Annotated in this window: 24 protein-coding genes; 15 read left to right on the top strand and 9 right to left on the bottom strand. The window is 63.9% G+C overall.

Translation table 11 applies throughout. From position 1 onward, the window contains the following. Positions 1-4 precede the first annotated feature (4 nt). Positions 5-1,372 carry an LLM class flavin-dependent oxidoreductase gene (locus tag DS839_RS17845; protein ID WP_119271807.1) on the top strand — a complete coding sequence of 456 codons (1,368 nt, stop codon included), beginning with the start codon at positions 5-7 and terminating at the stop codon, positions 1,370-1,372. Positions 1,373-1,511: 139 nt separating this feature from the next. Here DS839_RS17845 and DS839_RS17840 read toward each other — a convergent pair whose 3' ends face one another. Genes DS839_RS17840 through DS839_RS17825 form a run of 4 tightly spaced genes read right to left on the bottom strand, consistent with a single transcriptional unit; the run spans position 1,512 to position 5,384 of the window. Further along, complete coding sequence (locus DS839_RS17840) at positions 1,512-2,780, bottom strand: SfnB family sulfur acquisition oxidoreductase (RefSeq protein ID WP_162918665.1); 1,269 nt, start codon at positions 2,778-2,780, stop codon at positions 1,512-1,514. Positions 2,781-2,825: 45 nt separating this feature from the next. Next, complete coding sequence (locus tag DS839_RS17835; RefSeq protein ID WP_119272069.1) at positions 2,826-3,638, bottom strand: MetQ/NlpA family ABC transporter substrate-binding protein; 813 nt, start codon at positions 3,636-3,638, stop codon at positions 2,826-2,828. A gap of 30 nt (positions 3,639-3,668) precedes the next feature. Then, positions 3,669-4,331 carry a methionine ABC transporter permease gene (locus DS839_RS17830; RefSeq protein WP_119271805.1) on the bottom strand — a complete coding sequence of 221 codons (663 nt, stop codon included), beginning with the start codon at positions 4,329-4,331 and terminating at the stop codon, positions 3,669-3,671. A 6-nt stretch (positions 4,332-4,337) separates the two neighbouring features. After that, positions 4,338-5,384, bottom strand: a complete 1,047-nt coding sequence (locus DS839_RS17825; protein WP_119271804.1) for a methionine ABC transporter ATP-binding protein — start codon at positions 5,382-5,384, stop codon at positions 4,338-4,340. A 245-nt stretch (positions 5,385-5,629) separates the two neighbouring features. Between DS839_RS17825 and DS839_RS17820 the strand changes: the two genes are divergently transcribed. The 6 genes from DS839_RS17820 (at position 5,630) to DS839_RS17795 (ending at position 11,458) form a co-directional block, all read left to right on the top strand. Continuing rightward, the gene (locus DS839_RS17820) at positions 5,630-6,979 is read left to right on the top strand and encodes an ABC transporter substrate-binding protein (protein ID WP_119271803.1); all 1,350 of its coding nucleotides are present in this window, start codon (positions 5,630-5,632) and stop codon (positions 6,977-6,979) included. A gap of 57 nt (positions 6,980-7,036) precedes the next feature. Further along, positions 7,037-7,588, top strand: a complete 552-nt coding sequence (locus tag DS839_RS17815) for an SIS domain-containing protein (RefSeq protein WP_119271802.1) — start codon at positions 7,037-7,039, stop codon at positions 7,586-7,588. 10 nt (positions 7,589-7,598) lie between these two features. After that, the gene (locus DS839_RS17810; RefSeq protein WP_368911710.1) at positions 7,599-8,504 is read left to right on the top strand and encodes a carbohydrate ABC transporter permease; all 906 of its coding nucleotides are present in this window, start codon (positions 7,599-7,601) and stop codon (positions 8,502-8,504) included. Then, entirely contained in the window at positions 8,501-9,322 is an 822-nt protein-coding gene (locus DS839_RS17805; protein WP_119271800.1) for a carbohydrate ABC transporter permease, read from the top strand. Before DS839_RS17810 ends, DS839_RS17805 begins: the two co-directional genes overlap by 4 nt. Before the next feature lie 17 nt (positions 9,323-9,339). Next, the gene (locus DS839_RS17800; RefSeq protein ID WP_119271799.1) at positions 9,340-10,317 is read left to right on the top strand and encodes a sugar-binding transcriptional regulator; all 978 of its coding nucleotides are present in this window, start codon (positions 9,340-9,342) and stop codon (positions 10,315-10,317) included. A gap of 61 nt (positions 10,318-10,378) precedes the next feature. Further along, positions 10,379-11,458, top strand: a complete 1,080-nt coding sequence (locus tag DS839_RS17795) for an ABC transporter ATP-binding protein (RefSeq protein ID WP_119271798.1) — start codon at positions 10,379-10,381, stop codon at positions 11,456-11,458. On the opposite strand, the gene DS839_RS17790 is transcribed toward DS839_RS17795, so the two are convergent. Beyond that, entirely contained in the window at positions 11,437-12,366 is a 930-nt protein-coding gene (locus DS839_RS17790; RefSeq protein WP_119271797.1) for a LysR family transcriptional regulator, read from the bottom strand. The genes DS839_RS17795 and DS839_RS17790 overlap by 22 nt on opposite strands. Positions 12,367-12,546: 180 nt before the next feature. Here DS839_RS17790 and DS839_RS17785 point away from each other — a divergent pair, with 180 nt between their 5' ends. Genes DS839_RS17785 through speB form a run of 6 tightly spaced genes read left to right on the top strand, consistent with a single transcriptional unit; the run spans position 12,547 to position 17,701 of the window. Then, on the top strand, positions 12,547-13,560 hold the full coding sequence (locus DS839_RS17785; RefSeq protein ID WP_119271796.1) for an ABC transporter substrate-binding protein: 1,014 nt from the start codon (positions 12,547-12,549) through the stop codon (positions 13,558-13,560). A gap of 36 nt (positions 13,561-13,596) precedes the next feature. Continuing rightward, positions 13,597-14,460 (top strand): ABC transporter permease, encoded by an 864-nt coding sequence (locus DS839_RS17780; protein ID WP_368911709.1) that lies wholly within the window; start codon positions 13,597-13,599, stop codon positions 14,458-14,460. 8 nt (positions 14,461-14,468) lie between these two features. After that, entirely contained in the window at positions 14,469-15,269 is an 801-nt protein-coding gene (locus DS839_RS17775; RefSeq protein WP_119271795.1) for an ABC transporter ATP-binding protein, read from the top strand. Next, the gene (locus tag DS839_RS17770; protein WP_119271794.1) at positions 15,269-16,045 is read left to right on the top strand and encodes an SDR family NAD(P)-dependent oxidoreductase; all 777 of its coding nucleotides are present in this window, start codon (positions 15,269-15,271) and stop codon (positions 16,043-16,045) included. The genes DS839_RS17775 and DS839_RS17770 overlap by 1 nt, the downstream gene beginning before the upstream one ends. Next, complete coding sequence (locus DS839_RS17765) at positions 16,042-16,737, top strand: SDR family NAD(P)-dependent oxidoreductase (protein ID WP_119271793.1); 696 nt, start codon at positions 16,042-16,044, stop codon at positions 16,735-16,737. The genes DS839_RS17770 and DS839_RS17765 overlap by 4 nt, the downstream gene beginning before the upstream one ends. Positions 16,738-16,747: 10 nt before the next feature. Continuing rightward, positions 16,748-17,701, top strand: coding sequence for an agmatinase (gene speB / locus DS839_RS17760; RefSeq protein WP_119272067.1), 954 nt, complete (start codon positions 16,748-16,750; stop codon positions 17,699-17,701). Here speB and DS839_RS17755 read toward each other — a convergent pair. Further along, positions 17,698-18,573: a LysR family transcriptional regulator gene (locus DS839_RS17755; RefSeq protein ID WP_119271792.1), complete on the bottom strand. Its 876-nt coding sequence runs from the start codon at positions 18,571-18,573 to the stop codon at positions 17,698-17,700. The two genes, speB and DS839_RS17755, sit on opposite strands and share 4 nt — an antisense overlap. Before the next feature lie 106 nt (positions 18,574-18,679). Here DS839_RS17755 and glyA point away from each other — a divergent pair, with 106 nt between their 5' ends. Then, positions 18,680-20,002, top strand: coding sequence for a serine hydroxymethyltransferase (glyA, locus tag DS839_RS17750; RefSeq protein ID WP_119271791.1), 1,323 nt, complete (start codon positions 18,680-18,682; stop codon positions 20,000-20,002). Here the strand turns inward: glyA and DS839_RS17745 are convergent. After that, positions 19,999-20,859: a LysR family transcriptional regulator gene (locus DS839_RS17745; protein ID WP_119271790.1), complete on the bottom strand. Its 861-nt coding sequence runs from the start codon at positions 20,857-20,859 to the stop codon at positions 19,999-20,001. The two genes, glyA and DS839_RS17745, sit on opposite strands and share 4 nt — an antisense overlap. A gap of 99 nt (positions 20,860-20,958) precedes the next feature. Here DS839_RS17745 and DS839_RS17740 point away from each other — a divergent pair, with 99 nt between their 5' ends. Continuing rightward, positions 20,959-22,131, top strand: a complete 1,173-nt coding sequence (locus DS839_RS17740) for an epoxide hydrolase family protein (protein ID WP_119271789.1) — start codon at positions 20,959-20,961, stop codon at positions 22,129-22,131. A 9-nt stretch (positions 22,132-22,140) separates the two neighbouring features. On the opposite strand, the gene DS839_RS17735 is transcribed toward DS839_RS17740, so the two are convergent. Continuing rightward, positions 22,141-23,475, bottom strand: a complete 1,335-nt coding sequence (locus tag DS839_RS17735) for a Zn-dependent hydrolase (protein WP_119271788.1) — start codon at positions 23,473-23,475, stop codon at positions 22,141-22,143. After that, the gene (locus tag DS839_RS17730) at positions 23,472-24,647 is read right to left on the bottom strand and encodes a M24 family metallopeptidase (RefSeq protein WP_119271787.1); all 1,176 of its coding nucleotides are present in this window, start codon (positions 24,645-24,647) and stop codon (positions 23,472-23,474) included. The genes DS839_RS17735 and DS839_RS17730 overlap by 4 nt, the downstream gene beginning before the upstream one ends. Between the last annotated feature and the right edge of the window lie 50 nt (positions 24,648-24,697).

The following is a 24,697-nucleotide window of genomic DNA, read 5'->3' as shown; positions in this document are numbered from 1 at the left end:
ATTCATGCCGAAGCAGATCCGCTTCAACGCCTTCGAGATGAATTGCGTGGCGCATCAATCGCCGGGCCTCTGGCAGCATCCGCGCGACCGCTCGAAGGACTATGCGACGCTCGATTACTGGACCGATCTCGCCCGGCTGCTGGAGCGCGGAAAATTCGACGGCCTGTTCCTCGCCGATGTGCTGGGCGTCTATGACGTCTTCGGTGGCACGCCCGAGGCAGCGCTCAAGCATGCGACGCAAGTGCCGGTCAATGACCCGTTGCTGCTGGTACCGGCCATGGCGCAGGCCACGGAGCATCTGGGCTTCGGCGTGACGGTCACGCTCTCTTATGAGCCGCCCTTCCCTTTCGCGCGGCGCATGACGACGCTCGATCATCTGACCCGTGGCCGCATCGGCTGGAATGTCGTCACCGGCTATCTCGACAGCGCCGCCAAGGCCACGGGCCGCGACAAGCAGAATGCCCATGACGATCGCTACCGGATCGCGGAAGACTATATGGCCGTCGTCTATAAGTTATGGGAAGGGAGCTGGGCCGACGATGCCGTCATCCGCGACCGCAAGTTGGGCGTGTTCACCAGGCCCGAGCGCGTGCGCAAGGTCACCCATCAAGGTCCGCATTACCGCCTCGATGCGCTCCATCTCGGTGAGCCCTCGCCGCAGCGCACGCCGGTGCTCTATCAGGCAGGCTCGTCACCGGCGGGACGCAGCTTCGCCGCGCGCCATGCCGAATGCGTGTTCATCTCAGGCCCTTCCAAGAAGGTCATCGGCCAGCGCGTCGCGGCAATCCGCAAGCTCGCGGCAGAGAGCAGGCGCGACCCCCGCAGCATCCTGATCTTCGCGCTGATGACCATCGTCACCGCGAAGAGCGATGCCGATGCCCGCGCCAAGCTCGCCGACTATCGCCGCTATGCGAGCCCGGAGGGCGCGCTCACCTTGATGTCGGGCTGGACCGGCGTCGACTTCTCGCGTCTCGATCCCGACCAGATCGTCGAGCATGTCGAGAGCGAGGCCGGCCGCACGGCGCTCGAGAATGTGACGCGCGCCGATCCCGATCGCCGCTGGACGGTGCGCGAGGTCGCCGATCACGTCGCGATCGGCGGTATCGGGCCGCTGATCGTGGGCTCGCCCGAGCGTGTCTCAGATGAGCTCGAGGCCTGGGTCGATGAGACCGACATAGACGGCTTCAATCTCGCTTTCGCTGTGCGGCCTGAAACCTTCGAGGACGTCGTCGATCTCATCGTTCCCGAATTGCAGCGCCGCCAGCGCTACAAGCGCGATTATGAACCAGGCACGTTGCGCGAAAAGCTGTTCGGCCGGGGTCGGCCGCGCCTCACCGACGGCCATCCGGCGGCCCAATACCGATGGACCTGAGATCGGGAGACGATCGGATACAGGGAAAATACAGGGTATTCGGCCTTTTTTGCGGCCCGCTCAACGAAATGAGCGCCAGATCAATCGGTTAGTATTTTCCGACGATATTAGGAGCAGGGAATTTCCTGTCCCAAACGCGTCAGATCCAGGAATGCAGCGGCGGGTTGACGCCGTTCAGATAATACTGCCCGATGGCGTTGTATTTCCAGCGCACCGGATCATGCAGCGTGTGGGTCCGCGCGTCGCGCCAGATGCGGTCGAGATTGTGCTTGCCCAAGGTCGAGCGCGTGCCCGCCAGCTCGAAGAGCTTGTTGGCGGCGAGGATGGCGATCTCGGTGGTGAGCACCTTGGCCTCGGCGACGGCGATCTTAGCCTTGGCGATCGTCTCGTCATTCGTGCCCGCCAAAGTCGCGTCGAGCTCGCGGCCGGCGCGCTCGAGCAAGGCCTCGGCCGCATGCAGGCGGATCTTGAGATCGCCGATCTCAGCGATGGTGTAGGGATCGTCGGAAGCCTTGTCCTGGCCGCTGTCGATCCAGGGCCTCGCCTGATGGCGGACGAAGTCGATCGTGGCGTCGATGGCGCCACGGGCAATGCCGGCATCGATCGCGGCATGGATGAGCTGGCTCTGGGGACCTACCGCGCTTTGCCGCTCATAGACGATATGAGCGGGAAGGAGCCGCGATACCGGGATCGTCACATGATCGAGGATCACGGTGCCGCTCGCCGTCGTCCTCTGGCCGAAGGCCGACCAGTCATTGAAGATCGCAAGGCCTTTGGCCTCGCGGTCGGCCACCGCGACGACGACATGGCCCGCCTCATCGATGGCGACGATCGGGACGAGATGCGCAAAGAGCGCGCCGGTCGAATAGAATTTACGGCCATTGACGACATAATCATCGCCCTGACGGACGATGCGCGTCTCGAAAGTCTCGACATTCTTGCCGTGGAATTCGGAGAAGGCGTTGCCGAGCCTCAGGCCCGACAGGATCAAGGCGAAAAGCTCGCGCTTCTGGGCCTCGCTCCCGGTCGAGCGGATGACATCGACGATCTCGAAATGGTTCTGCGGGATCTGGGCAATCGAAGGATCGGCCGCTGCCAGGATCGTGAAGACCCGGGCGACGGTCGCTTGCGAGACCTGGGCTCCGCCATAGGCCTTGGGGATAGTGATGCCCCAGAGGCCGCTTTGCGAGAAAAGGTCGAGCTCCTCGATGGGCAAGCGGCGCTCGCGATCGCGCTCCGCCGCCTCCGCGGCAAAGCGCGGCGCGAGCTGCCCGGCCACCGCGACGGCCTCCGCATCGCTCGCAATGACATGCGCCGGCGTTTCGGGACGCGGTGCCGCGGGCGCCGGTTCCCCGGCAAAGATCTGCACGGGCTTGGGAGGCTCAGGTGTGATGAGGGTCACGGGCATCATCGTTTTGCGGGCAGGGAATAGCCCCTGCCCGTCCATGGTTGATCAGAAGGCCGGATAAATCTGGCCCTGATAGCGGGTCTTGATGAAGTCGCGCGTCGCATCGCTGTTGAGCGCCTTGGCAAGGATGGCGATCTCCGGACGGTCCTTGTCCTCGGGGCGCGTCACCAGATATTCGCCCCAGATGTTCTTGCCGTCCTGGCCGCGCTCGATAAAGAGCGACTTGCTCACGTCGAGCTTGGCTTCGAGGACATAGTTGCCGTTGAGGGCCGCGAGATCGACTTGCGACAGAGCGCGCGGCAGCATGGCCGATTCGAGCTCGACGATCTTGAGCTGCTTCGGGTTGTCCACGATGTCCTTGGGCGTCGGCAGCGGGTCCTCCGGCGTCTCGAGCTCGGGCTTGCCGTTCAATTTGAGGAGGCCGACCTTCTGCAGCAGCAACAGGCCGCGCCCGCCATTCACCGGATCATTGGGGATCGCCACGGTGGCGCCTTCGGCGATCTGGTCGATGGCGGTGATCTTGGTCGAATAGGCGACGAAAGGCTCGACATGGACCGGCACAATCGGCACGAGATTGGTGCCCCGCGCCCGGTTATAGTCGTTGAGGAACGGGCGGTACTGGAAATAATTGGCGTCGAGCTCCTTGGAGACGAGCTGGACATTGGGCTGGATATAGTCGGAGAACACCTTGATATCGAGATCAAGCCCTTCCTTGGCGACGATCGGCTTCACGAATTCCAGGATCTCGGCATGGGGAATGGCGGTGGCGCCGACAATGAGCTTCTGCGCCGCCTGCAGCGACCCCACGCTCAGCACCAGCGCCGTCAGCAGTGCGGTCAGGGTTTTTACGAATTTCATGATGTCCTCATGGGTTGCGTTTGACTTCATTCATTTGTGGGAGAAATAGGCGACGAGCCGGTTGCCCGAAGCCTGCAGCACCTGCACCAGGAGGATGAGGATGACGACCGTCACCGCCATCACCTCCGTCTCGAAGCGCTGATAGCCATAGCGGATGGCGAGATCGCCAATGCCGCCGCCGCCAATGGCGCCCGCCATGGCGGTGTAATCGACGAGAACGATCGACGTGACGGTCACCGCCGCGATGAGGCCCGGCAGCGCCTCCGGCAGGAGCGCGCGGAACACGATCTGGACAGTCGAGCCGCCCATGGCCTGCGAGGCCTCGATGACACCGCGGTCGACCTCGCGCAATGCCGTCTCGACCAGGCGCGCGAAAAAGGGCGCCGTGCCGAAGACGAGCGGCGGGATCACGCCCCTGACGCCCAGCGACGTGCCGGTCAGCAGCACGGTCACCGGCATCAGCACGATCAGGAGAATGATGAAGGGCACCGAGCGCAGGATATTGAGGACGAAGGAAAGGACGGCGTAGACCGCCTTCTGCTCCAGCATCTGGTTGCGCCCGGTGAGGAACAGTAGAATGCCGAGCGGCAGGCCGAAGAGCACCGTGAAGCTCAAAGCGCCGCCCAGCATGGAAAGTGTCGCCACCCCCGCTGCGGCAATGTCGCCCCAATCGATGCTGTCGAGGAAACTCATCGTCTTTCACCCGTTGGCCGCGCGCGCGGCGATGCCGACCGGGCCGTCGCTCAGCTTCTCGGCCACGACGCCCGCCGCCTCGAGGCGGCTGATGGCGCCGAAGACGCTGCCGCCGACCAGGGAGACGGTCAGCTGCGCGAAAGGCGTCAGCCGGATATGGCCGATGCGCCCGGCCAGGATGCTGTAATCGATGCCGAATTCGCGCGCCGCGGCGCCGAGGATCGGCCGGTGCGCCGCTTCGCCCAGAAAGGTGAGGCGATAGACGGGACCAGGCGCATGAGCTAAATCGCGCGCGTTTTCTCCCGCTTCGCCATGCTCGGCCTCGCGCACCAGCCGCAAGGTCGCCTTATGGCGCGGATGCAGGAAGACATCGGCGACCTTGCCCCATTCGACCACGCGGCCCTGGTCGAGCACGGCAACACGGTCGCAGACCTCACGCACCACATCCATTTCATGCGTGATGAGGACGATGGTGATGCCGAGCTCGCGATTGATCTCGGCGAGAAGCTTCAAGACCGATTGCGTCGTCTCGGGATCGAGCGCGCTCGTCGCCTCGTCGCAGAGCAGTATCTGCGGCTTGCTCGCCAGCGCCCGGGCAATGCCGACGCGCTGCTTCTGGCCGCCGGAGAGCTGGCGCGGGTATTTTTGCGCATGGGCGCCGAGACCAACCCGCGCGATGAGCTCCCCGACCCTGGCCTCGATCTCGGCGCGGCTCAGAACGCCCGCAAGCTGCAACGGGAAAGCGATATTCTGGGCGACGGTCTTGGCGTTGAGCAGATTGAAGTGCTGGAACACCATGCCGATATCGCGACGCGGCGCCCTGAGCGGCGCTCCCGTGACGCCCCTAGTCGAGCGGCCATCGACACGGATCTCGCCCGCCGTCGGCTGCTCCAGAAGATTGATAAGCCGCACCAGCGTCGATTTGCCGGCACCCGATGAGCCGATGATCCCGAAGATCTCGCCCTTGACGATGTCGAGATCGATGCGATCGAGCGCCAGCACGTCGCGGCCGCCGACAGGGTAGCTCTTCGAGATGTTCTTGAGATTGATCATCACCCTACCCGACAGACCCGGCTCGTCCGCGCAACGCGAATGTCGCCGGCGGCCGGCCCAGTCATAGCGAGGGCGGTGGCGAAACAGGATTGAGCAATTTTGCCGGGGACGATTAGTTTTTGTGCAGCGTCCACTCGGGTCCGCAACTTTTGATTTACTCTTGTAAATCTCAATTTACATTTGTAAACTGGATAGTAAGAGCGGACAAAACGTCCGCAAAATCGAGACGAAATGGGAGGATGGATATGAAGAAGCTGTTTCTGGCCGCCGCCTGCTCGCTGGCACTTCTCGCCGCGGCAGCGGCTTTACCCACGCAAGCCAAGGCGGACTGGCTCGAGACCGCCGCCGCCCCCCTCAAGGGCACCGAGATCAGCGGTATCTTCCTCGACCGCCCCGGCTATCGCGCGATCATCAAGCTGCTGCCCGAATTCGAGAAGAAGACGGGCATCAAGGTCAAATATGAGACCGTGCCTTACGAGAACACGCGCGAGAAGGAAGTCCTCAATTTCACCTCGAGCGGCGATCTCACCATGGCGCTGGTCGATCTCGTGTGGATCGGCGAGTTCGCCGAGAACGGCTGGATCCTCCCGATCGAGGACTTCACCAAGGACGCCGCGATCACCGATCCCAATCTGAACCTCAAAGGCTTCTTCCCGCTGCTGCTCGATGCTTTCGGCTCGTGGGGCGGAAAAGTCTATGGATTGCCGTTCGACAATTATTCGGGCCTCCTGTTCTACAATTCCTGCAAGCTCAAGGAAGCGGGCTTCGACAAGCCGCCCGAGACCTGGGACGAGCTTCTCAAGACCTATGCGCCGAAACTCACCAATGCCGACAAGAAGGAATATGCCTTCGCGCTCCAGTCGCTGCGCGGCGAAACACAGTCGGCCGACAGCTTCATGCGCGTGCTCTGGCCCTTCGGCGGCTCGTTGCTCACCAAGGAGTTCAAGTCGAATCTGGGCAGCCCGGAGAGCCAGGCCGGCCTCAAATTCCGCCAGGAGCTGATGAAGTACATGCCGCCCGGCATCGTCAGCTTCGATCACGCCGAGGCCGTCAACGCGCTGGCGCAGAACCAGGTCGCGATGATCACCGAATGGTCGGCCTTCTACGGCACGCTCACCGATCCTGCCTCCTCCAAGCTCGGCGACTGCCTTGCCGTGGCGCCCGAGCCTGCGGGGCCGGCCGGCCGGCTGCCGGCGCTCGGCGGCTTCTCGCTTGCGGTCGCGGCCCAGGCCACGCCTGAGCAGCAGAAGGCGTCCTGGCTTTTCATCCAATGGGCGACGTCGGAAGAGATCTCGCGCGCCTATGTCGAGGCGGGCGGCGTGTCGGGCCGCATGGCCATCTATGAGCAGCCGGACATCAAGGCGAAATACAAATTCGTCGAGCCCATGGTCGCCTCCTGGCAGAAGGGCGTGCCGGAATTCCGCCCGCGCTTCCCGGCCTGGCCGGCAATATCCGAGATCATCGCCGAATTCGGCAGCAAGATGATGCTGGGCGAAGTCTCGACCGAGGACGGGGTCAAGGAAATCAGCACCCGCATGGAGCCCATCCTTGAAAAGGAAGGCTACTACGACGGCAAGAAGCCGCTGCTGCAATAATCGAGACGTGACGGCGCGCCCGCGACCGGGGGCGCGCTTCCATCCGGAGCGTTGAACGTGGCTGATCTGTATCAGGCAGCATTGGCGGAGATCGGCGACGTCTTCCAGCGCGTCGATGACGCCAATGTCGAGGCGGCGATCGCCATGATCGCCGAGGCCCGCCGCATCGCGATCCACGGCGTCGGCCGCGAGGGCCTCCAGATGAAGGGCCTTGCCATGCGGCTATTTCATCTGGGCCTCGATGTCGCGGTGGTCGGCGACATGACGACGCCCTATCTCGGCAAAGGCGGCCTGCTCATCGTCTCGGCCGGCCCCGGCTATTTCGCGACCATCGCCGGGCTCATGGGCGTCGCCCGCGAAGCGGGCGCCCGCGTCCTGCTCGTCACCGCCCAGCCCAAGGCCAGATGCGCCGAATTCGCCGATCTCGTGCTGCATCTGCCGGCCCAGACGATGGCGGACGACCGCTCCGGGCGCATCTCGGTATTGCCGATGGGATCGCTCTTCGAAGGCGCGCAATATATCCTGTTCGAGGCCATGATCCTCAGATTGCGCGACAGGTTGGGGGTAAGCCCAGAGAAGATGCGGGCCAACCACACCAATCTCGAATAATATGGCCGGGATGACGACAGCACGGCAGAAGCTCGATCCCGGCTACAGCCCATGGACGCCGTTGCGATTTCTTGCCCCGGCGGTCCTGGCGCTCCTCGCCATCGGCATCTATCCGACCCTCTTCGCCATCGTCACCTCCTTCCGTGAATATCAGCTGACCCGTCCGCGCAGCGGCTTTCCCTTCGTCGGCCTGGAAAACTACAAGACCATCCTGTTCGACAGCACGTTCCGCGATTCGCTCTTCCTGACCTTCAAGTTCTTCCTGTTCTCGATGCCCTGCCAGCTTGCCCTCGGCGTCGCCATCGCACTGCTGCTGCATCAGCCGGGCGCCGGCTTCCTCAGGTCGGTGGCGCGCGTGGCCCTGGTGGTGCCGCTCGCCACGACCTATGCCGTTGTCGGCCTCATCGGGCGGCTCATGTTCAATCGGGACTTCGGCGTCGCCAATGAGTTCCTATCATGGTTCGGCATTGCCGGCATCGACTGGCTGGGCTCGCCCATCGGCGCCTTCGCCGCCATCGTGATCATGGATGTGTGGCAGTGGACGCCGTTCTGCGCGCTGATCTTCCTTGCCGGTCTCTCGATGATACCGGTCGAGATCGAGGAGGCGGCACGGCTCGAGACCTCGAGCAAATGGCAGCTCCTCAAACGGGTGCAGGCGCCCTATCTCCTCCCGGGACTGACGGCGCTCCTGATCCTGCGCTCGGCCGATGTGCTCAAGCTGTTCGACATGGTCTTCGTCATGACCCGCGGCGGCCCGGGTGCGGCGACCGATCTCATCTCCGTCTATGTCCAGCGCGTCGGCTTCAAGGTCTTCGACATGGGCCTCGCCTCGGCACAGGCGGTCGTGCTCATGATCCTCGCCGTCATCCTGAGCCGGCTCTATATCCGCCTCATCTACAGGGAAATCGACGGATGACCGTGAAGCCGAGCCGCATCCTCCATGTCATGGGCCTCGTCGCGGTCATCCTGGTGACGCTCTTTCCCTTCTATTGGATGCTGTCGAGCAGCTTCAAGACGCAGACCGACCTCCTCGCCAGCCCGCCCTTGTGGTGGTTCACGCCGACCTTTACCAATTACCTCGAAGTCTACAATGACGGCATGCTGCTGGGTGCCGTCGGCAACTCGCTCATCGTCGCCATCTTCGCCACTCTCGTATCGGTGGCCCTCGGCACGCCCGCCGCCTTTGCCTTGGCGCGCTACGATTTCCGCGGCAAGTCGGACCTGTGGTTCTGGTTCATCTCCAACCGCATGATCACGCCGGTGGCGCTGGCGCTGCCCATCTATATCATTGCGCGGTCGCTCGGCCTGCTCGACAGCTATCTGGTGCTGGTGCTGGTCTACATCACCTTCAACCTGCCGATCGTCGTGTGGATCTGCACCGATCAATTCAGATCGATCCCGCCCGACATCGAGCAGGCGGCGCGCCTCGACGGTGCCAGCCAGTGGACGATCTTCCGGCGTATCTATCTGCCGCTCGGCATGCCGGGAGTCGCCGTGTCGGCGATCTTCAGCTTCATCTTTTCCTGGAACGAGCTGCTCTATGCGCTGGTGCTCATCAACAAGACCGAGCGCAAGACGGCCGCGGTCGTGGCGACGAACTACATGTCGGGCTATGAGCTGCCCTGGGGCAAGATCATGGCGACCGGCTCGATCATCGTGCTCCCGGTGATCATCTTCGCCATCATCGTTTCACGCCACATGGTGCGGGGCCTCACCATGGGCGCCACGAAATAGGACAGCACGCGGCAACCATGGCAAGCGACACACGCATCCAGGATCTCGATGATTATCTCGCCAATGCCGAGCCCGAGCACATAAGGGCGCGCGTCGCCTATCTCTATTTCGTCGCCGGCCAGACCCAGCAGGATATCGCCAACAGCCTGGGCATCACCCGGCTGCGCGTCAACAACATCGTCGGGCAGTGCCGCATCGACGGGACGGTGAATGTCGATGTACGCATCCCCATCGCCGAATGCGTGGCGATCGAGGAGCGCCTCAAGAAACGCTTCGGTCTCGCCTCGGCGACGGTGGTTCCCACCATCCAGGATGTCGACGTGCTGCAGCGCATGATCGGCGAGGCCGCCGGAGCCCTGCTCGACCGGTCGATCGCCAACGGCATGGGCCTCGGCGTCGGCTGGGGCCGCACTCTGAGCTGGGCCGTCAACCGGCTGACGCGCCGGCGCTATGCGGAAAGCTGGGTGGCGACGCTGATGGGCGGGCTCACGCGTGGCTCGGGCACCAATACCTTCGAGGTCGCCACGCATTTCGCCCAGGCGCTCGGTGCCGAGTGCTACTACCTCGCTGCACCGCTCTATTGCCCGAGCGTCGAAAGCCGCGACATGCTTCTTACCCATCATGGACTTGCCGACGTGATGCGCCGGGCCCGCAGCGTCGATATCGCGCTCGTCTCGAGCGGTGATTTCTCCAAACGCTCGCAGCTCGCCGTCACCCCGACCGTCAAGGAGAACCTCGCCGGATTGCGGAGGGCGGGCGCCATCGGCGACCTCCTCGGCTCGTTCATCACCGCCGAGGGAAAGCTCGCCGACCATCCCTTGAACGAGCGCGCCATGGCGCTCAACATCGCCGACCTTGCCCGGATCAAGACCTCCATCCTGGTGTCCGGCGGCGTCTACAAGTTCGACATCGTGCGCGCCGCCCTGATATCCGCGCGCGTGAACGGCATCGTCACCGACGAGGCCCTGGCGCGGGCCATCCTGGACAAATCATGAGGAAGAAGCGCGCCCGCATACCTTTAATCCGCACCGAAATTTTCAGAGTGAAGAGCATAAGATGGCGTTCCTGAGCCTGCAAAACGTGGTCAAGAATTTCGGCGTCCATGCGGCGGTGCGCGGGGTGAGCTTGACCGCCGAGGCATCGGAGTTCATTGTCTTCGTCGGGCCATCGGGTTGCGGCAAGTCTACGCTGCTCAGGATCATCGCCGGGCTCGAGGAGCTGAGCGCGGGGAACGTCTTCATCGAAGGCCGCGACGTGACCCATGTGGCGCCGGCCGAGCGTCAGGTCTCGATGGTGTTCCAGTCCTATGCGCTCTATCCGCATATGACGGTCTTCGACAACATGGCCTTTGGACTGGAGATGATCCGGACGCCGAAGCCCGAGATCGAGCGGCGGGTCAGGGAAACCGCGCAGATCCTGCAGATCGAGCCCCTCCTCGCGCGCAAGCCGCGACAACTCTCCGGCGGCCAGCGCCAGCGGGTCGCCATCGGGCGGGCGATCGTGCGCAAGCCCAAGCTCTTTCTGTTCGACGAGCCTTTGTCCAATCTCGATGCCGAGCTCAGGACGCAGATGCGCGTCGAAATCGCCAAGCTGCACCGCGAACTCGGCGTGACCATGGTCTATGTCACGCATGATCAGATCGAAGCCATGACGCTTGCCGACCGGATCGTCGTGCTGCGCGACGGACTCATCGAGCAGGTGGGCTCGCCCTCGGAGCTCTATGACACGCCCGCCAATGTCTTCGTCGCGGGCTTCATCGGTTCGCCGAAGATGAACTTCCTCAAGGCCGAGGTCGTCGCACTCGGTGCAAGCGAGATGACGCTTGCCGGCGCCGGCCTGATCGATGGCAAGATCAGCATGGCGCGGCCCGGGACAACCTCGCTCAAGCCCGGAGACAAGATCACCTTGGGCATAAGGCCGTCATCCTTCGTGTCCCATGACCCGACGGCGATCATCGAGATGAAAGTCGACGTCATGGAGAATCTGGGCGGCGACACCCAAATCTACGGCAAAACCAGCGCCGGCGATCCGATCGTCTGGCTGGCGCAGGGACGGCCGCGCTTGCAGGAGGGCAGCACCCTGCGCCTCGGCGCAAGCAAGATCTATCTCTTCGATCAGGCCGGCACGGCGCTTTGACGGTCGAGACCGGTGCTGCTTCTCGGCCCGCTGAGGCTCGCCAGGAACCGGCGCACCAGCGGGTTTTCGGCAGCACTCCTCTGGCTCACCGCGTAGAAGGTCGAATCATAGCTCAGGCTCGCGTCGCACAGGCGGCGCAGCTCGCCGCGCGCCACCCAGGAAGCCGCATAATGCGCCGGCAAATAGCCGATGAAACCGCCCGACAGAATGAGGATGAGCTGCGCCTCCATCATCTCGACCGTCGCATCGGCCTGGCGATGGCCGAGGCGCTTCAGATCCTGGCTGTGCAGATAGCCCCTGGCGACGATGGCATGGCGCGACAACTGGCGCTCGGCCACGGCATCGTCCTGGTCGAACAGCGGATGGCTTTTGGCGCAGTAGAGAGACTGCCGTTCGGGGCTGAGCGCCACATAAGAGAGATCGGAGCGCTTGGCGAGGCTCGGCACGATGATGACGTCGCGAGCGCCCGAAACGAGCTGCGCCTCGAGCTCCTCCGGCCCCGCGATCATGAAATCGATCAATATGGACGGCGCGCTGTGGCGGAAATCGCCGAGGATCTTGGCCAGACCGATCGCGCTATTGGTCGACAGCGCATCGACCACGCCGAGCTTCACCACGCGCTTGAGATTGAGCGATACGCCGCCGGCATTGTTGCAGAACCGGTCGACCGCCTCGAACAGGTCATGCGAGGCGTCATAGACGCTGCGCCCGGCTTCGGTGAGCGCGAAGCCGGCGCGGCCACGCCGGCACAGGCGCACGCCGAGACGGGCTTCGAGCTCGGCAAGGCTGGTCGATATGCGCGACTGGCTGAGATTGAGGACGAGCTGGGCGCCGGCGAGACCTCGCGCTTCCACGATGACGCGGAAGATGCGGATGAGCCTGAGGTCGACATCCATGAGCTGGCGCATCGATACTTCCGTTTTCCGAATGTAACCATCTTATCTTGCCTCTTTTCCGATGGTTTCGGAAGCCCATAAGATGACGGGAAAGAGAGGGCGGCCATTGATCCGGACGATCGCCCCGGCTTTCCACCAGATGGGAAAACGATCCAGGCGCGACACAGAGCGCGCCGGACAGGGAGGAAGACAATGACGAAGATTTTCAAGACGTTATTCATGTGCCTGGCCACCGCCGGGGCGCTTGCCGTATGGACCGGCGGCCCGGCCCAAGCCGCCGTCGGCAATCCGACCAAGGTCACCTGCATGTATCCGGTCTGGGTCGGCTTCGGGCCCGTCCACCTCGCCAATGAGCTTGGCTACTTCAAGGAAGAGGGCATCGAGGTCGAGGAGATCCTCGACGACGACATGCCGAATGCGATGGCCGCCATGGAGCGCGGCGATATCGACTGCTATTTGCGCACCGTGGGCGAATATCAGGGCCTCGGCCGGCGCAAGGAAACACAAGGCATCATCATCGGCACGATCGACCTGTCGACCGGCGGCGACGGCTGGGCGGCCGACCAGTCGATCAAGTCGGTCTGCGACCTCAAGGGCAAGTCCATCGCCGTCGAGCCGAACCTGCCGGCGCGCCTCATCATGCAGATGGCGCTGAAGAAGGAATGCAACCTTTCGATCAAGGACACGACGCTCGCCGATATCGCGGCCGCCGATGCGATCGGCATTTTCAGCGATCCCAAAGTGGCGGCGGTCGGCACCTATGAGCCGGTGCTGAGCCAGGTGGTCGCGGCGCACAAGGAGCGCGGCGCCCATGTCCTCGTCTCCTCCAAGGACCAGAAGGACCTGATCCTCGACATCATCATGGCGCATACCGGCGAGCTCAAGGCCAACCCGGACAAATATGTGAAATTCCTGCGCGCTGTCTATCGCGCCATCGATTACTTCAATGCCAATCAGGAGGCGGCGATCCCGATCATCGCCAAGCAGTTCTCGATCACCGCCGACGATTTCAAGGCGACGATGCCGAACTTCCGCTACACGCCGCTCGCCGAGGCCAAGGAGTTCATCGGCACTGTCGACAAGGAAGGCCGCGTCTATCCGATCTTCGAGGAGACGATGGACCTCAATCTCGAATTCGGCTCGTCCGATGTGAAGCTGATACCGCAGGATCACATCGACCGGTCGATCATCAACAAGCTGCAATAGTTTTAGGAATGGCCATTGGACCTGAACAGCATGGCCATGACGCGACCTGACGCCAAGGCGCGGGTGGACGAACACTCCGCCCCGCCGGCGCAGGCCGCCGATCATCGCAGCACGGCATGGCGGGACCTCTTCACCTTCCGTGCCGCGCCCCAGCCGCGGATCGAAACATGGCTCGGCATCGGGGCCTTTCTCCTGGTGCTCGTCATCTGGTCGGCGGTGGCGGAGCTCGGCCTCGTCCATCCGCAGATCCTGCCCTCGCCGCGCGCGGTGCTTTCGGCCTGGGCGCGGCTCTTCACCGAGGCCGGCTATATCGGCGATATCGGCATCAGCATCGGGCGCGTCTGGGCCGCCTTCCTTGCTTCCGCCGTCATCGCCATCCCGCTCGGCATATTGATGAGCGGCTATCGCGTCATCACCGCGCTCACCGAGCCGCTCATCGATTTCATCCGCTATCTGCCGGTGCCGGCGCTGGTGCCGCTGACCCTCATCTGGCTCGGCATCGGCGAGGGCTCGAAGATCACGCTTCTGTGGATCGGCACCTTCTTCCAGCTCATCCTGCTCATTGCCGATGATGCCAGGCGGGTGCCCAAGGAATTCATCGAGACCGGCCGCACGCTCGGCGCCTCCGACTCCGCTTTGATGAAGGATGTGCTGCTGCGCGCCATGCTGCCCAACATGGTCGACAGCTTGCGCATAACGCTCGGCTGGTGCTGGACCTATCTCCTCGTCGCCGAGATCGTCGCCTCGAGCTCCGGCATCGGCTATGAATTATGGACGGCGCGGCGCTATGGCAAGACGCCCGAGGTCTTCGCCGGCATCCTCACCATCGGCATCATCGGCCTCGCCTCCGACCAGGCGATCCGCATGCTGCACCGGCGCTGGTTCCGGTATCTGCAATGAGCGCGCCGATGTCCGAGCGAAGCTTCATCCGCATCGAGAACGTCGCCAAGCAGTTCGCGACGCCTGATGGCGGCATCATCCCGGTGGTCGAGCCCTTGTCGATCGACATCAAGGAAGGCGAGTTCGTCGTCTTTGTCGGCCCCTCGGGCTGCGGCAAGACCACGGTCATGCGCATGGTCGGCGGCCTTGAGACGCCGAGCGCCGGTGAAATCCATCTCAAGGGCAAGCGCGTCGAAGGGCCGAGCCGCGACAAGGGCATGGTGTTCCAGTCCTATTCGTCCTTCCCCTGGCTCACCGTGCTCGGCAATATCCGCTTCGGGCTCAGATATCGAGACGACGTCTCGGCCGCGGAGAAGGAGCGCATCGCCCGGCATTATCTCGATCTCGTCGGCCTCACCCCCTTCGCCGACTACACGATCAACCGCATATCGGGCGGCATGCGCCAGCGCGTGGCGATCGCCCGCACGCTCGCCGCCAATCCGCTGGTGCTGTTGATGGACGAGCCCTTCGGCGCGCTCGATGCTTTGAGCCGCGAGCGCCTGCAGATCCAGCTCATGGATCTGAGACGCGCGGAGCGCAAGACCGTCATCTTCGTCACCCATGATGTCGATGAGGCGGTGCTGCTCGCCGACCGCATCATCGTCTTCTCGGCGCGGCCGGCGCGCGTCCTCGCCGATATACCGGTCGCCGCCACGCTGCCGGAAAAGCGCGGCCTCGACATTCTCGACATACCGGAATTCCGCAAGATCCGCCGCGAGGTGCTGGCGCTGATCCGCGATCAGGAAAAAGGATTGGAGGCTGCAGAATAATGGGGGCATTCGACTTCACGAAAAAGCGCGTCCTGGTCACGGGGGCGAGCCACGGTATCGGTTATGCGGTGGCGGAGGGTTTCGTCCGCGCGGGCGCTGAGGTTGCTATCCTGTCGAGCACGGCCGACATCAAGGAAGCGGCGGCGAAGCTCTCGGCCGAGAGCGGCCGAAAGATCAAAGGCCTCATTTGCGACATCACCGACCGGGCCCAGGTGCGCGAGCAGGTCGGCTCGCTCGGCGCCCTCGACGTGCTCGTCAACAATGCCGGGCTCGAGAGACTGACCCCCATGCATGAGGAAGGCGATGAGGTCGAGCGCCTCTTCGCCAGGATCATCGAGATCAATCTCATCGGCACTTATTATGTGACGCGCCAGGCCCTCACACGGATGCCCGAGGGCTCGAACATCATCATCACCGCTTCGATCTGGGCGAAGAGTGCGGCAGCCGATTTCGCCGCCTATGTCACGTCCAAGCACGGCAATCTGGGCTTCATGCGCGTCCTCGCCAAGGAATTGGGCCCGCGCCGGATCAGGGTCAATGCGGTGTGTCCCGGCTGGGTCAAGACGCGGGCGGCTTTGCGCTCGCTGACCGAGGTCTCGGCCCGTGCCCAGATCAGCGAGGACGAGATGCTCGATCAGATTCTCGCCGGGCAGGCTTTGCCCGGCCTCATGGAGCCCGAAGACGTGGCCAATCTCTATCTCTTCCTCGCTTCCGACCTCGCCTCCAACATCACCGGCCAAGCCGTCAATGTCGATCGCGGCGAGGTGATGGCATGACGGGAACTCTGGAAGGCAAACGTGCCGTCGTCACCGGCGGCGCCAGCGGCATCGGGCTCGCCATCGCTCAGGCTTTCGCCGCCGAAGGCGCCCATGTCACCATTGCCGATCGCGCCGCGGCCATGCCCGTGGATGTCGCCAATGAGGCCGAGGTGAGAAACTTCTTCGCAGACGTCGCACAGCAAGGCGGTGTCGACATCCTGGTCAATTGCGCCGGCATATTGATCGAGAAGCCTTTGCTCGAGACGAGCGTCGATGATTTCGACCGGCTGATGGGCGTCAATCTGAAAGGCGTGTTCCTTGTGGGCCGCGAGGCCTTGCGGCTCATGGTCGCGCAAAAGCGCGGTGGCCGCGTCATCAACATCGCCTCTGAGCTTGCCTATCTCGGCCGCGAGAACTGCTCGCTCTATTGCGCCTCGAAAGGCGGCGTCCTGTCGCTGACCCGCGCCTGGGCGCGCGAATTCGCGCCGCATATCCTGGTCAATTCGATCGCCCCGGGGCCGATCGACACGCCGATGCTGGGCATCGAGATGACCTCGCCCGAGACCCTGGCCAAGGAATCGCAGAACCCCCTGGGCCGCATCGGCCGGCCGGAAGAGATCGCCGCGGCGGCGCTCTTCCTCGCCGGGCCCGGCGGCACATTTATGACCGGCCAATGCGTCAGCCCCAATGGCGGCGCGGTAATGTTTTGAGGTAACAATGATGAACAAGAAAACCAGCAACGCCGAATTCCAGCCGCTCGATTCAGGCGTCGTGCCGCGTTTCGCGGGCTTTCCGACCTTCATGCGCCTGCCGATCGCGCAAGCCGACCAGGTCGATGTCGCCATCGTCGGCGTGCCCTTCGACGGCGGCACCACCAACCGCACCGGCGCCCGCCACGGGCCGCGCGAGATCCGCAACCAGTCGAGCCTGGTGCGCCGCGTCCATCATGTCACCGGCTTCTCGCCCTTCGACCGGTTCAAATGCGGCGATTGCGGCGATGCGCCGGTCAATCCTCTCGACCTCATGGCGAGCCTCGCCAGCATCGAGGAGTTCTTCGCGAAAATCCACAAAGCGCGTGCCCGGCCTTTGACGGCGGGCGGCGATCACCTCATCTCGCTGCCGATCCTGCGCGCGCTCGCCAAGAAGGGGCCGGTCGGACTCGTCCATTTCGATGCTCATTCCGACACCTATGACAGCTTCTTCGGCAACCGCTTCAATCACGGCACGCCCTTCCGCCGCGCCATCGAGGAGGGCCTGCTCGATCCCAAGCGCGTGATCCAGATCGGCATCAGGGGCGCCATTTCCGATTCCTCGAATTACGATTTCGCGCGCGATCAGGGCGTGCGTATCGTCTTCATCGAAGAGTTCGCCGAGCGCGGCCCGAAAGCGGTGATGGCGGAGGCGCGCCAGCTTGTCGGCGATCATCCGACCTATGTCTCCTTCGACATAGACGCGCTCGATCCCTCGATCGCGCCCGGGACCGGCACGCCGGAGATCGGCGGCATCACCACACGCGAGGCGCAGGCCATGGTGCGCATGCTGGACGGCATCGACATCATCGGCGCCGATCTCGTCGAGGTCTCGCCGCCGCTCGATCCGACGGGCGCCACGGCGCTGGCCGGCGCCACCATGATGTTCGAATTGCTCTGCGTGATGGCGAGCAGCCGCCGTTAGGTCTTCAAAGCATCGGCCCAGCTCGCGGCTTGCGCATGGGCCGGCAGCAGCAGCGACAGGTTCCGGTTCAGCGACAAGCTTGGCGCGAACGGCCTGACAAGCTTTCCGCATTCCAGCAAAGAGCGGACGAGCGGCAGATGACCCATCAGCACACCCTCACCCGCGAGCGCCGCATCGACACCCATGCTGTAGAGCGAATAGACGGGTCCCGATTCGGCAAGCGACAGAGAGCCATGAACGACTTCGAGCCAGCGGCTCCAATCGGCCCGCCACATTGAATCATGCAGCAAGGTTTGCCGGGAGAGGTCGTCGGGTGCTGCAAGCTCGGCCGCGATCGCCGGCGTGCAGACAGGCGCGATGACATCTTCCTCGATCGGCGTGACGGTTGCGCCATGCGGCGCCTCGCTTTGGCCGAGGAAGAAGACCGCGGCGTCGAACATTTCGCGCTCGAGATCGGGCGGGGATTCGATCGCGGTAACCGAGATCTGCGCTCCGCCCAAAGCCGCCTTGAGCCCCGCGAGGCGTGGCCTCAGCCATAGCTGCGCTACGGCCGGCGAGGCCGCCAGATGCAACGGCCGCGGGCCGGAAAGCTGGCGCAACGCCCGGGCGCACGCTGCCAGGTCATCGAGCGCGTCGGAAATCTGGAGAGCGATGCGCCGGCCATGCTCGGGCAAATGCACGCCTTGCGCGGTGCGCCGGAAAAGCTCGACACCCAGCCATTCCTCGAGCTTGCGGATCTGCTGGGCGACGGCGCCCGGCGTCACATTGAGCTCCTCGGCCGCGGCCGCAAAGCCGCCGAGGCGCGCCGCCGCCTCGAAGACGCGCAACGCCTTCAAGGGCGGCAGGGGCGGACGCGGCGGATTGACGGCCATGGCTTGAGACCTAGTTTTTCTATGCCTGGGTGGTGACGATAGCTGGTTTGCAGGCTTTGGCAATCGGCGCTCTATTTGCCTGGAAGGATCGATCGGGAGCACACGGATGACGAGCTTGGCGAGACGCGATTGGGTCGGGAACGCGGTGGAGGATTATGTCGGCGATCTCGCCCAATGGACCGAGGTCCAGGACGCGCAAGCCATCGAGGAACGCATCGCGGCGCTCACGGCGGAGAACAAGCGCATCCATGAGCGCCAATGCGTCAATCTCAATCCTGCCACCAACACGATGAATCCCAAGGCCGAGGCGCTCCTCGCCCAGGGCCTCGGCTCGCGCCCGTCGCTCGGCTATCCTTCGCAGAAATATGAGATGGGTCTCGAGGCCATCGAGAAGATCGAGATCATCGCGGCATCGCTTACGGCCGAGATCTTCAAGGCGCGCTTCGCCGAGATCAGGGTCGGCTCAGGCGCGCTTGCCAATCTCTATGCCTTCATGGCGACGACGAAGCCCGGCGATGCCGTCATCGTGCCACCGGCATCGATCGGCGGCCATGTGACCCATCATGGCGCGGGTGCTGCCGGCCTCTATGGTCTTTCCATCCATGAAGCACCCGTCGAGCCTGAGACCTACGCGATCGATATCGGCAAGCTCGCCGAGCTTGCGCGCCGGATCCGGCCGAAGCTCATCACGCTCGGCGGCAGCCTCAATCTCTTCCCCTGGGATGTGAAGAGCGTGCGGCGCATCGCGGATGAGGTCGGCGCTCGCATCCTGTTCGATGCCGCGCATCTTTGCGGCATGATCGCCGGCGGCGCCTGGTCCAATCCGCTCGAGGACGGGGCCGATCTCATGACCATGAGCACCTATAAGAGCCTGGGCGGTCCGGCCGGCGGGCTGGTGGTGACCAATGACGCCAAGCTCGCAGAAAGGCTCGACCATATCGCCTTTCCGGGCCTCACCGCGAATTTCGACGTGGCGAAGTCGGCGGCGCTCGCGGTGACGCTGCTCGACTGGCGCGAATTCGGCTCTGCCTATGCCGAGGCCATGGTGGATACCGCGCAAGCGTTGGCCGCGGCGCTCGCAGCGCTTGGCGTGCCGGTGTTCAAGACGCTGAACGGCTTCACCCGCTCGCATCAATTCGCCATCAGGGCGCGAGGCCTTGGCGGCGGCCAGGCGGTGTCGGCGAGATTGCGCGCGGCCAACATCCTCGCCTGCGGCATCGGCCTGCCGGAGGCTCAAGTCGATGGCGACATGAACGGCCTGCGTTTTGGGACACCGGAGATCGTGCGCTGGGGCATGGGGCCTCAGCACATGCCGGAGCTCGCCGGGCTGATCGCCGGGGCCCTCGCCGCCAATGATCCCTCTTCCCTTGCTTCGCGCGTGAGCCAATTCCGCCAGCGCTTCGACAAGCTGGCTTTTGTGCGGAGCTAGGGACGAAAGCGCTTCAGGATCAGCTCTTCCAGGAAGAGCTGCACTTTTCCGGGCGCGCTCTTGCCGCGCAGGAGATAGAAGCCGTGCTCGGGCAATGACGGGAAGCCGTCGCTCTCGCCCAGCATCTGCATGGCCTTGGTCACGCGCATGCGCTCGACGACGCCGACAGCGAGGCCGAATTCGATCGCCGCCTCGACGGCGGCCGAGCCCGAGCTCATCATCACGCAGCGCCAGGCACGGCCCTGCTTCGCCAAAACCTCGATCGCCGCCGCGCGATAGGGACAGCCATCGGCATGGAGCGCCAGGGGCACCGGCTCGCTCGACGCCGGCTTGAACCCGACGGCCCCGACCCAGACAAGCCGGCTCGGCAGGACCGGCACGAAGTCCTTCGCCTCGGCATCATCGCTTGGGGCCAGGATCAGGCCGAGATCGAGACTGCCTTTGCGGATCTCGTGGCGCAATTCGCCGCAAGAGGCGGTGATCACCTCGAGTTCGACGCGCGGATATTCGCCGCAAAAGAGATCGAGCACATCGCGCAGCAAGGCCCGCGCAAAATCCTCCGGCACGCCGAGCCGCAAGCGCTCGCTCTCGGCTGAGCCGTCGAAGCTCCTGACGATGCGGTCATGCGCTTCGAGGAGCTCCGCCGCCTTGATCAGGAGGCCGCGGCCCAAGGGCGTCAGGCTGACACCCTGGTTGTCGCGTTCGAAAACGCGTCCGCCCGCCATCTCCTCGAAGCGCCGCACATGGGCGCTGATCGCCGACGGACTCTTGTTCAAATGGAGCGACGCGGCGCGAAATTGGCCAAAGCGCGCAATGGCTTGGAAGGTGCGCAGGACCTCGATGTCGAGAACGCTCATAATACATTATTTTCGCATGACTAGTGCATATAATATCGTTTGCCCGCACTACCCTGCGCGGCAATAGTCCCGCCTGTCAAGTCAAGGCGAGGATAATTCATGACGATCAAGCCATTCGAGGTCCGCTGGCGTGAGGCGGCGGTCGACAAAATTCTCAAGAAGGTGCGCGACTATGAATTCCCCGACCATCTCGACGGCACGGGGTGGAAATTCGGCTGCGATGCCGACTATCTCCGGGAATTCCGCGACTACTGGCTCAACGACTATGATGCCGAGGCGGCCCAGGCCGAACTCAACCGCTTTCCGCAATTCTCGACCGAGATCGACGGCTTCACGCTCCATTTCAATCACATCGTCGGCGAGTCTTCAGGCAAGCGCCCGCTGCTCTTGAGCCATGGCTGGCCGATCTCGACTTACGAATTCTGGCAGGTCATCGAGAAGCTCAGCCATCCGAGCCGCTTCGGCGGCAAAGCCAGCGATGCCTTCGACCTCGTCATCCCGTCGATCCCGGGCTTCGGCTATTCGCAGAAGCCCAAGAGCCTGTTCAACCAGCGCCAGACGGGTGCCCTGTTCAACAAGCTCATGGCCGACGTGCTGGGCTATGACTCATATTTCGCGCAAGGCGGCGACTGGGGCGAGATCATCAATACCTTCATCGCCATCGACCATCCGCAACGTTTGCGGGCGTTGCATTTCACCACCTTCCTGGTGACGGCGCCCGGCCGGCTCGACAGCACCGAGGAGAAAAATTGGGCGGCCGAGCGCGACCGGCTCGAATATCCGCTCCATGCCTATAACCACCTGCAGGCGACGAAGCCGCAGAGCCTCGCCTGGGCGGTCGCAAAGGATCCGATGGCGCAGGCCTCATGGTTCATCGAGCGCTTCCACGACTGGGCCGATCTCAGGCACAGAAGCTTCGAAGAGGTTTACCCAAAGCATTTCCTCGTCACCAACATCATGACCTATCTGATGACGGAAACCTTCGCGAGCAGCGTGTGGTATGACGCGGCCTCAGCGGAAGCCGGTGTGCGCATGATGCAAAAGGGCCGGCGGGTGGAGACGCCGACGAGTTTCGCGCTCTTCCCGCAGCATTACCATACCTGGCCGCCGCGCTCCTTCGCCGAGAAGCTGTTCAATGTCGTGGGCTGGACGCCCATGGACCATGGCGGCCATTTCGCCGCGGTCGAGGCGCCGGACCTCTTCGTCAACCAACTGAGACGCTGGGCCAATGGCGTGCGCGCGGAGATGAGCGCAGCGCTGCCGCCCTTCTGAAGGGTTCGCCTATGCTGCGGGCGGGGTTTCGCAAGCTGCGCTGGCGCAAGAAGCAGCGCTGGCGCAGCAAGGCGAAGACGGCGGTGCCGGCCGGCAATGACCACAAGCCCGCGGCGACGCCAGGCGCTTCACCACATCGAGAAGGACATTGGCGCCCGCCACCAGATCCGTCTCGGGCGTGAATTCCTTGGGATTGTGGCTGATGCCGCCGATGCTCGGCACGAAAATCATGGCGGCGGGGGCGATGCGCGCGATCATCTGGGCATCGTGCCCGGCGCCCGAGGTCATGGCGCGCGCGCTCAAGCCCCGGGCATCGGCCGCGGATTCGATCTCGGCGACGAGCTTCGCATCGAAGGTGACCGGCGCGAAACGCGCCAGACGCTCGGCCGAGATCGCGACACCCTGCTCTTGCGCGATCTGCTTCAGATATTCCGCCAAGGCTTGTTCCTCCGCCGCGAGGCATTCCTCATTCGGATCGCGCAGATCGACGGTAAAGGTCGCCCGCGCCGGAATGACGTTGATGGCATTGGGCTCGAAGGCGATGGTGCCGACGGTCGCCACCGTTCCCGATGGCGAGGCCGAGGCGCGCTCGTGCAGGAAGGCGATGATGCGTGCCGCGGCATGGCCCGCATCATGGCGCAGCGCCATGGGTGTCGTGCCGGCATGGTTGGCGACACCTTCTATGGTGATGCGCTGCCAGGAAATGCCCTGCAGATTCTCGACCGCGCCAATAGCGAGACCTTCGCGCTCGAGCACCGGCCCCTGCTCGATATGGAGCTCGATATAGGCGTCAGGCTTGAGGAAGCCTGGTTCTTCAGCGCCGGCATAGCCAATGCGGGCAAGCTCCTCGCCGAGCACGCTGCCATCCGCACCCTTGACGGCCAGAGCCGCATCGGCCGCGAGCCCGCCCGAATAGACGAGCGAGCCCATCATGTCGGGCGCATAGCGTACGCCCTCCTCATTGGTGAAGGCCGCGATCACGATGGGCCGGCACGGCGTGAAACCCGCTTCCCGCAAGGTCTCGACGACTTCGAGACCGGCGAGCACGCCATAGCATCCATCATAGATGCCGGCATCGATCACCGTGTCGATATGGGAGCCGAGCATCAGCGGCGCAGCTTTGGGATCTGTCGCCTCGGTCCAAAGCGCGAAAATATTGCCGATGCGGTCGACCCTGACATCGAGACCTAAGGCCTTCGCCCACTGCACGAACTGGTCGCGGCCGAGCTTGTCGGCAGCGGAGGCCGCGAGCCTGGTGAGCTTGCCGTCGGCGCCGCGGCCGAGTTCGCCCAAAGCGCGCAAACGTGCCAGGAGGCGCTCGCCGTCGATCGACAGATTGCTCAACGGATCACCGGCAATTGCCGCGGCGCCCGCTTGGTGAGGAGCCGCGCCCCGTCCTTCGTCACCGCGATATTCTCCTCATGCACGATCATCTTGCCCGGCGCATATTCCATGCCGGGCTCGATGGTGAGCACCATGTTCTCGACAATGACCGTGCCGTCGCCCAGGCGGTGCGAGGGCGGCTCGGTGAGCTGCATGCCCAGACCATGGCCGAGCCTTCCGACATTGTTGCCGATGGCGCCCGCCTCTTCGATGATCTTCGCCATGGCGCGCCAGACATCGTCGGTCTTGGCACCCGGCACCGCCGCGGCGATGCCGGCCTCGGTCGCCTGCCACAGAGCCTCATGCACGCGATGGGCATCGTCGGATACTTTGCCCACGGCATAATTGCGGTCGAAATCGCAGAAATAGCCGTCGAAGGTCGAGCCCGTATCGATGAACAGGATGTCGCCTTCCGCGATCTTGCGGTCATGCGGGCCGCAGACGATCTGCGCCACGCCGCCCGGCCCCGCTATGGCCGGCATGAAGGGCGTCGCATCGGCGCCGCGCCGGGCGATGTCGATGCGCAATTTGCGCACCACCTCGCGCTCGCTTTCGCCGATCGCGATCTGGGACGGCAGCGCCTCGTAGGCGTCGCTGGCGAGCTGGCATATGTAATGGATGTGGTCGATCTCGGCCAAAGTCTTGACCATGCGGATTTCCCAGATCGCGGGCGATCCGTCCTCGATGGTGGATCCAAGGCCATCGCGCAGCTTGAGGAAGTCGACGACCGGCATGCGTAAGGCCATCTCGCGTCCGAGCTCGGCGCCGATGCGGCCGTGCTTGCGCTTGAGCCCGCCGATCGTCGAAGCGAGGAGCGACAGGCCGTCATCCTCAGGCCTGGGTGCGGGCCAGGTGCGGATGTCCTTGATCCAGGTCAGCGCCATTTCCGGCGCGCCGATCTCCGGAATCACCGCGATGGGGGCGCCCTCGCGCGGCACGACGATGAACCAGGGCCGTGTCGGGCTTTCCCAGAATTGCGAATCGAAGCCCGAGAAATAGCGGACATTGGGCGGCGCGGTGAGAAGGAGCGCATCGAAGCCTCGGGCGTCCATGATCGCTTGCGCCCGTTGCGTGCGGCGCTCGAATTCGGCAGGCGTGAAGCCGCGTTTCGGGATCTTCAGTTCAGTCGGCACCAGGATCGTCCTTTCGCGTGTCTATTGGGGAGCAATCCGATCTTGCCCGG

This window comes from Taklimakanibacter deserti (genome assembly GCA_003574785.1).
This window is presented reverse-complemented; position numbering and strand designations above follow the sequence as displayed.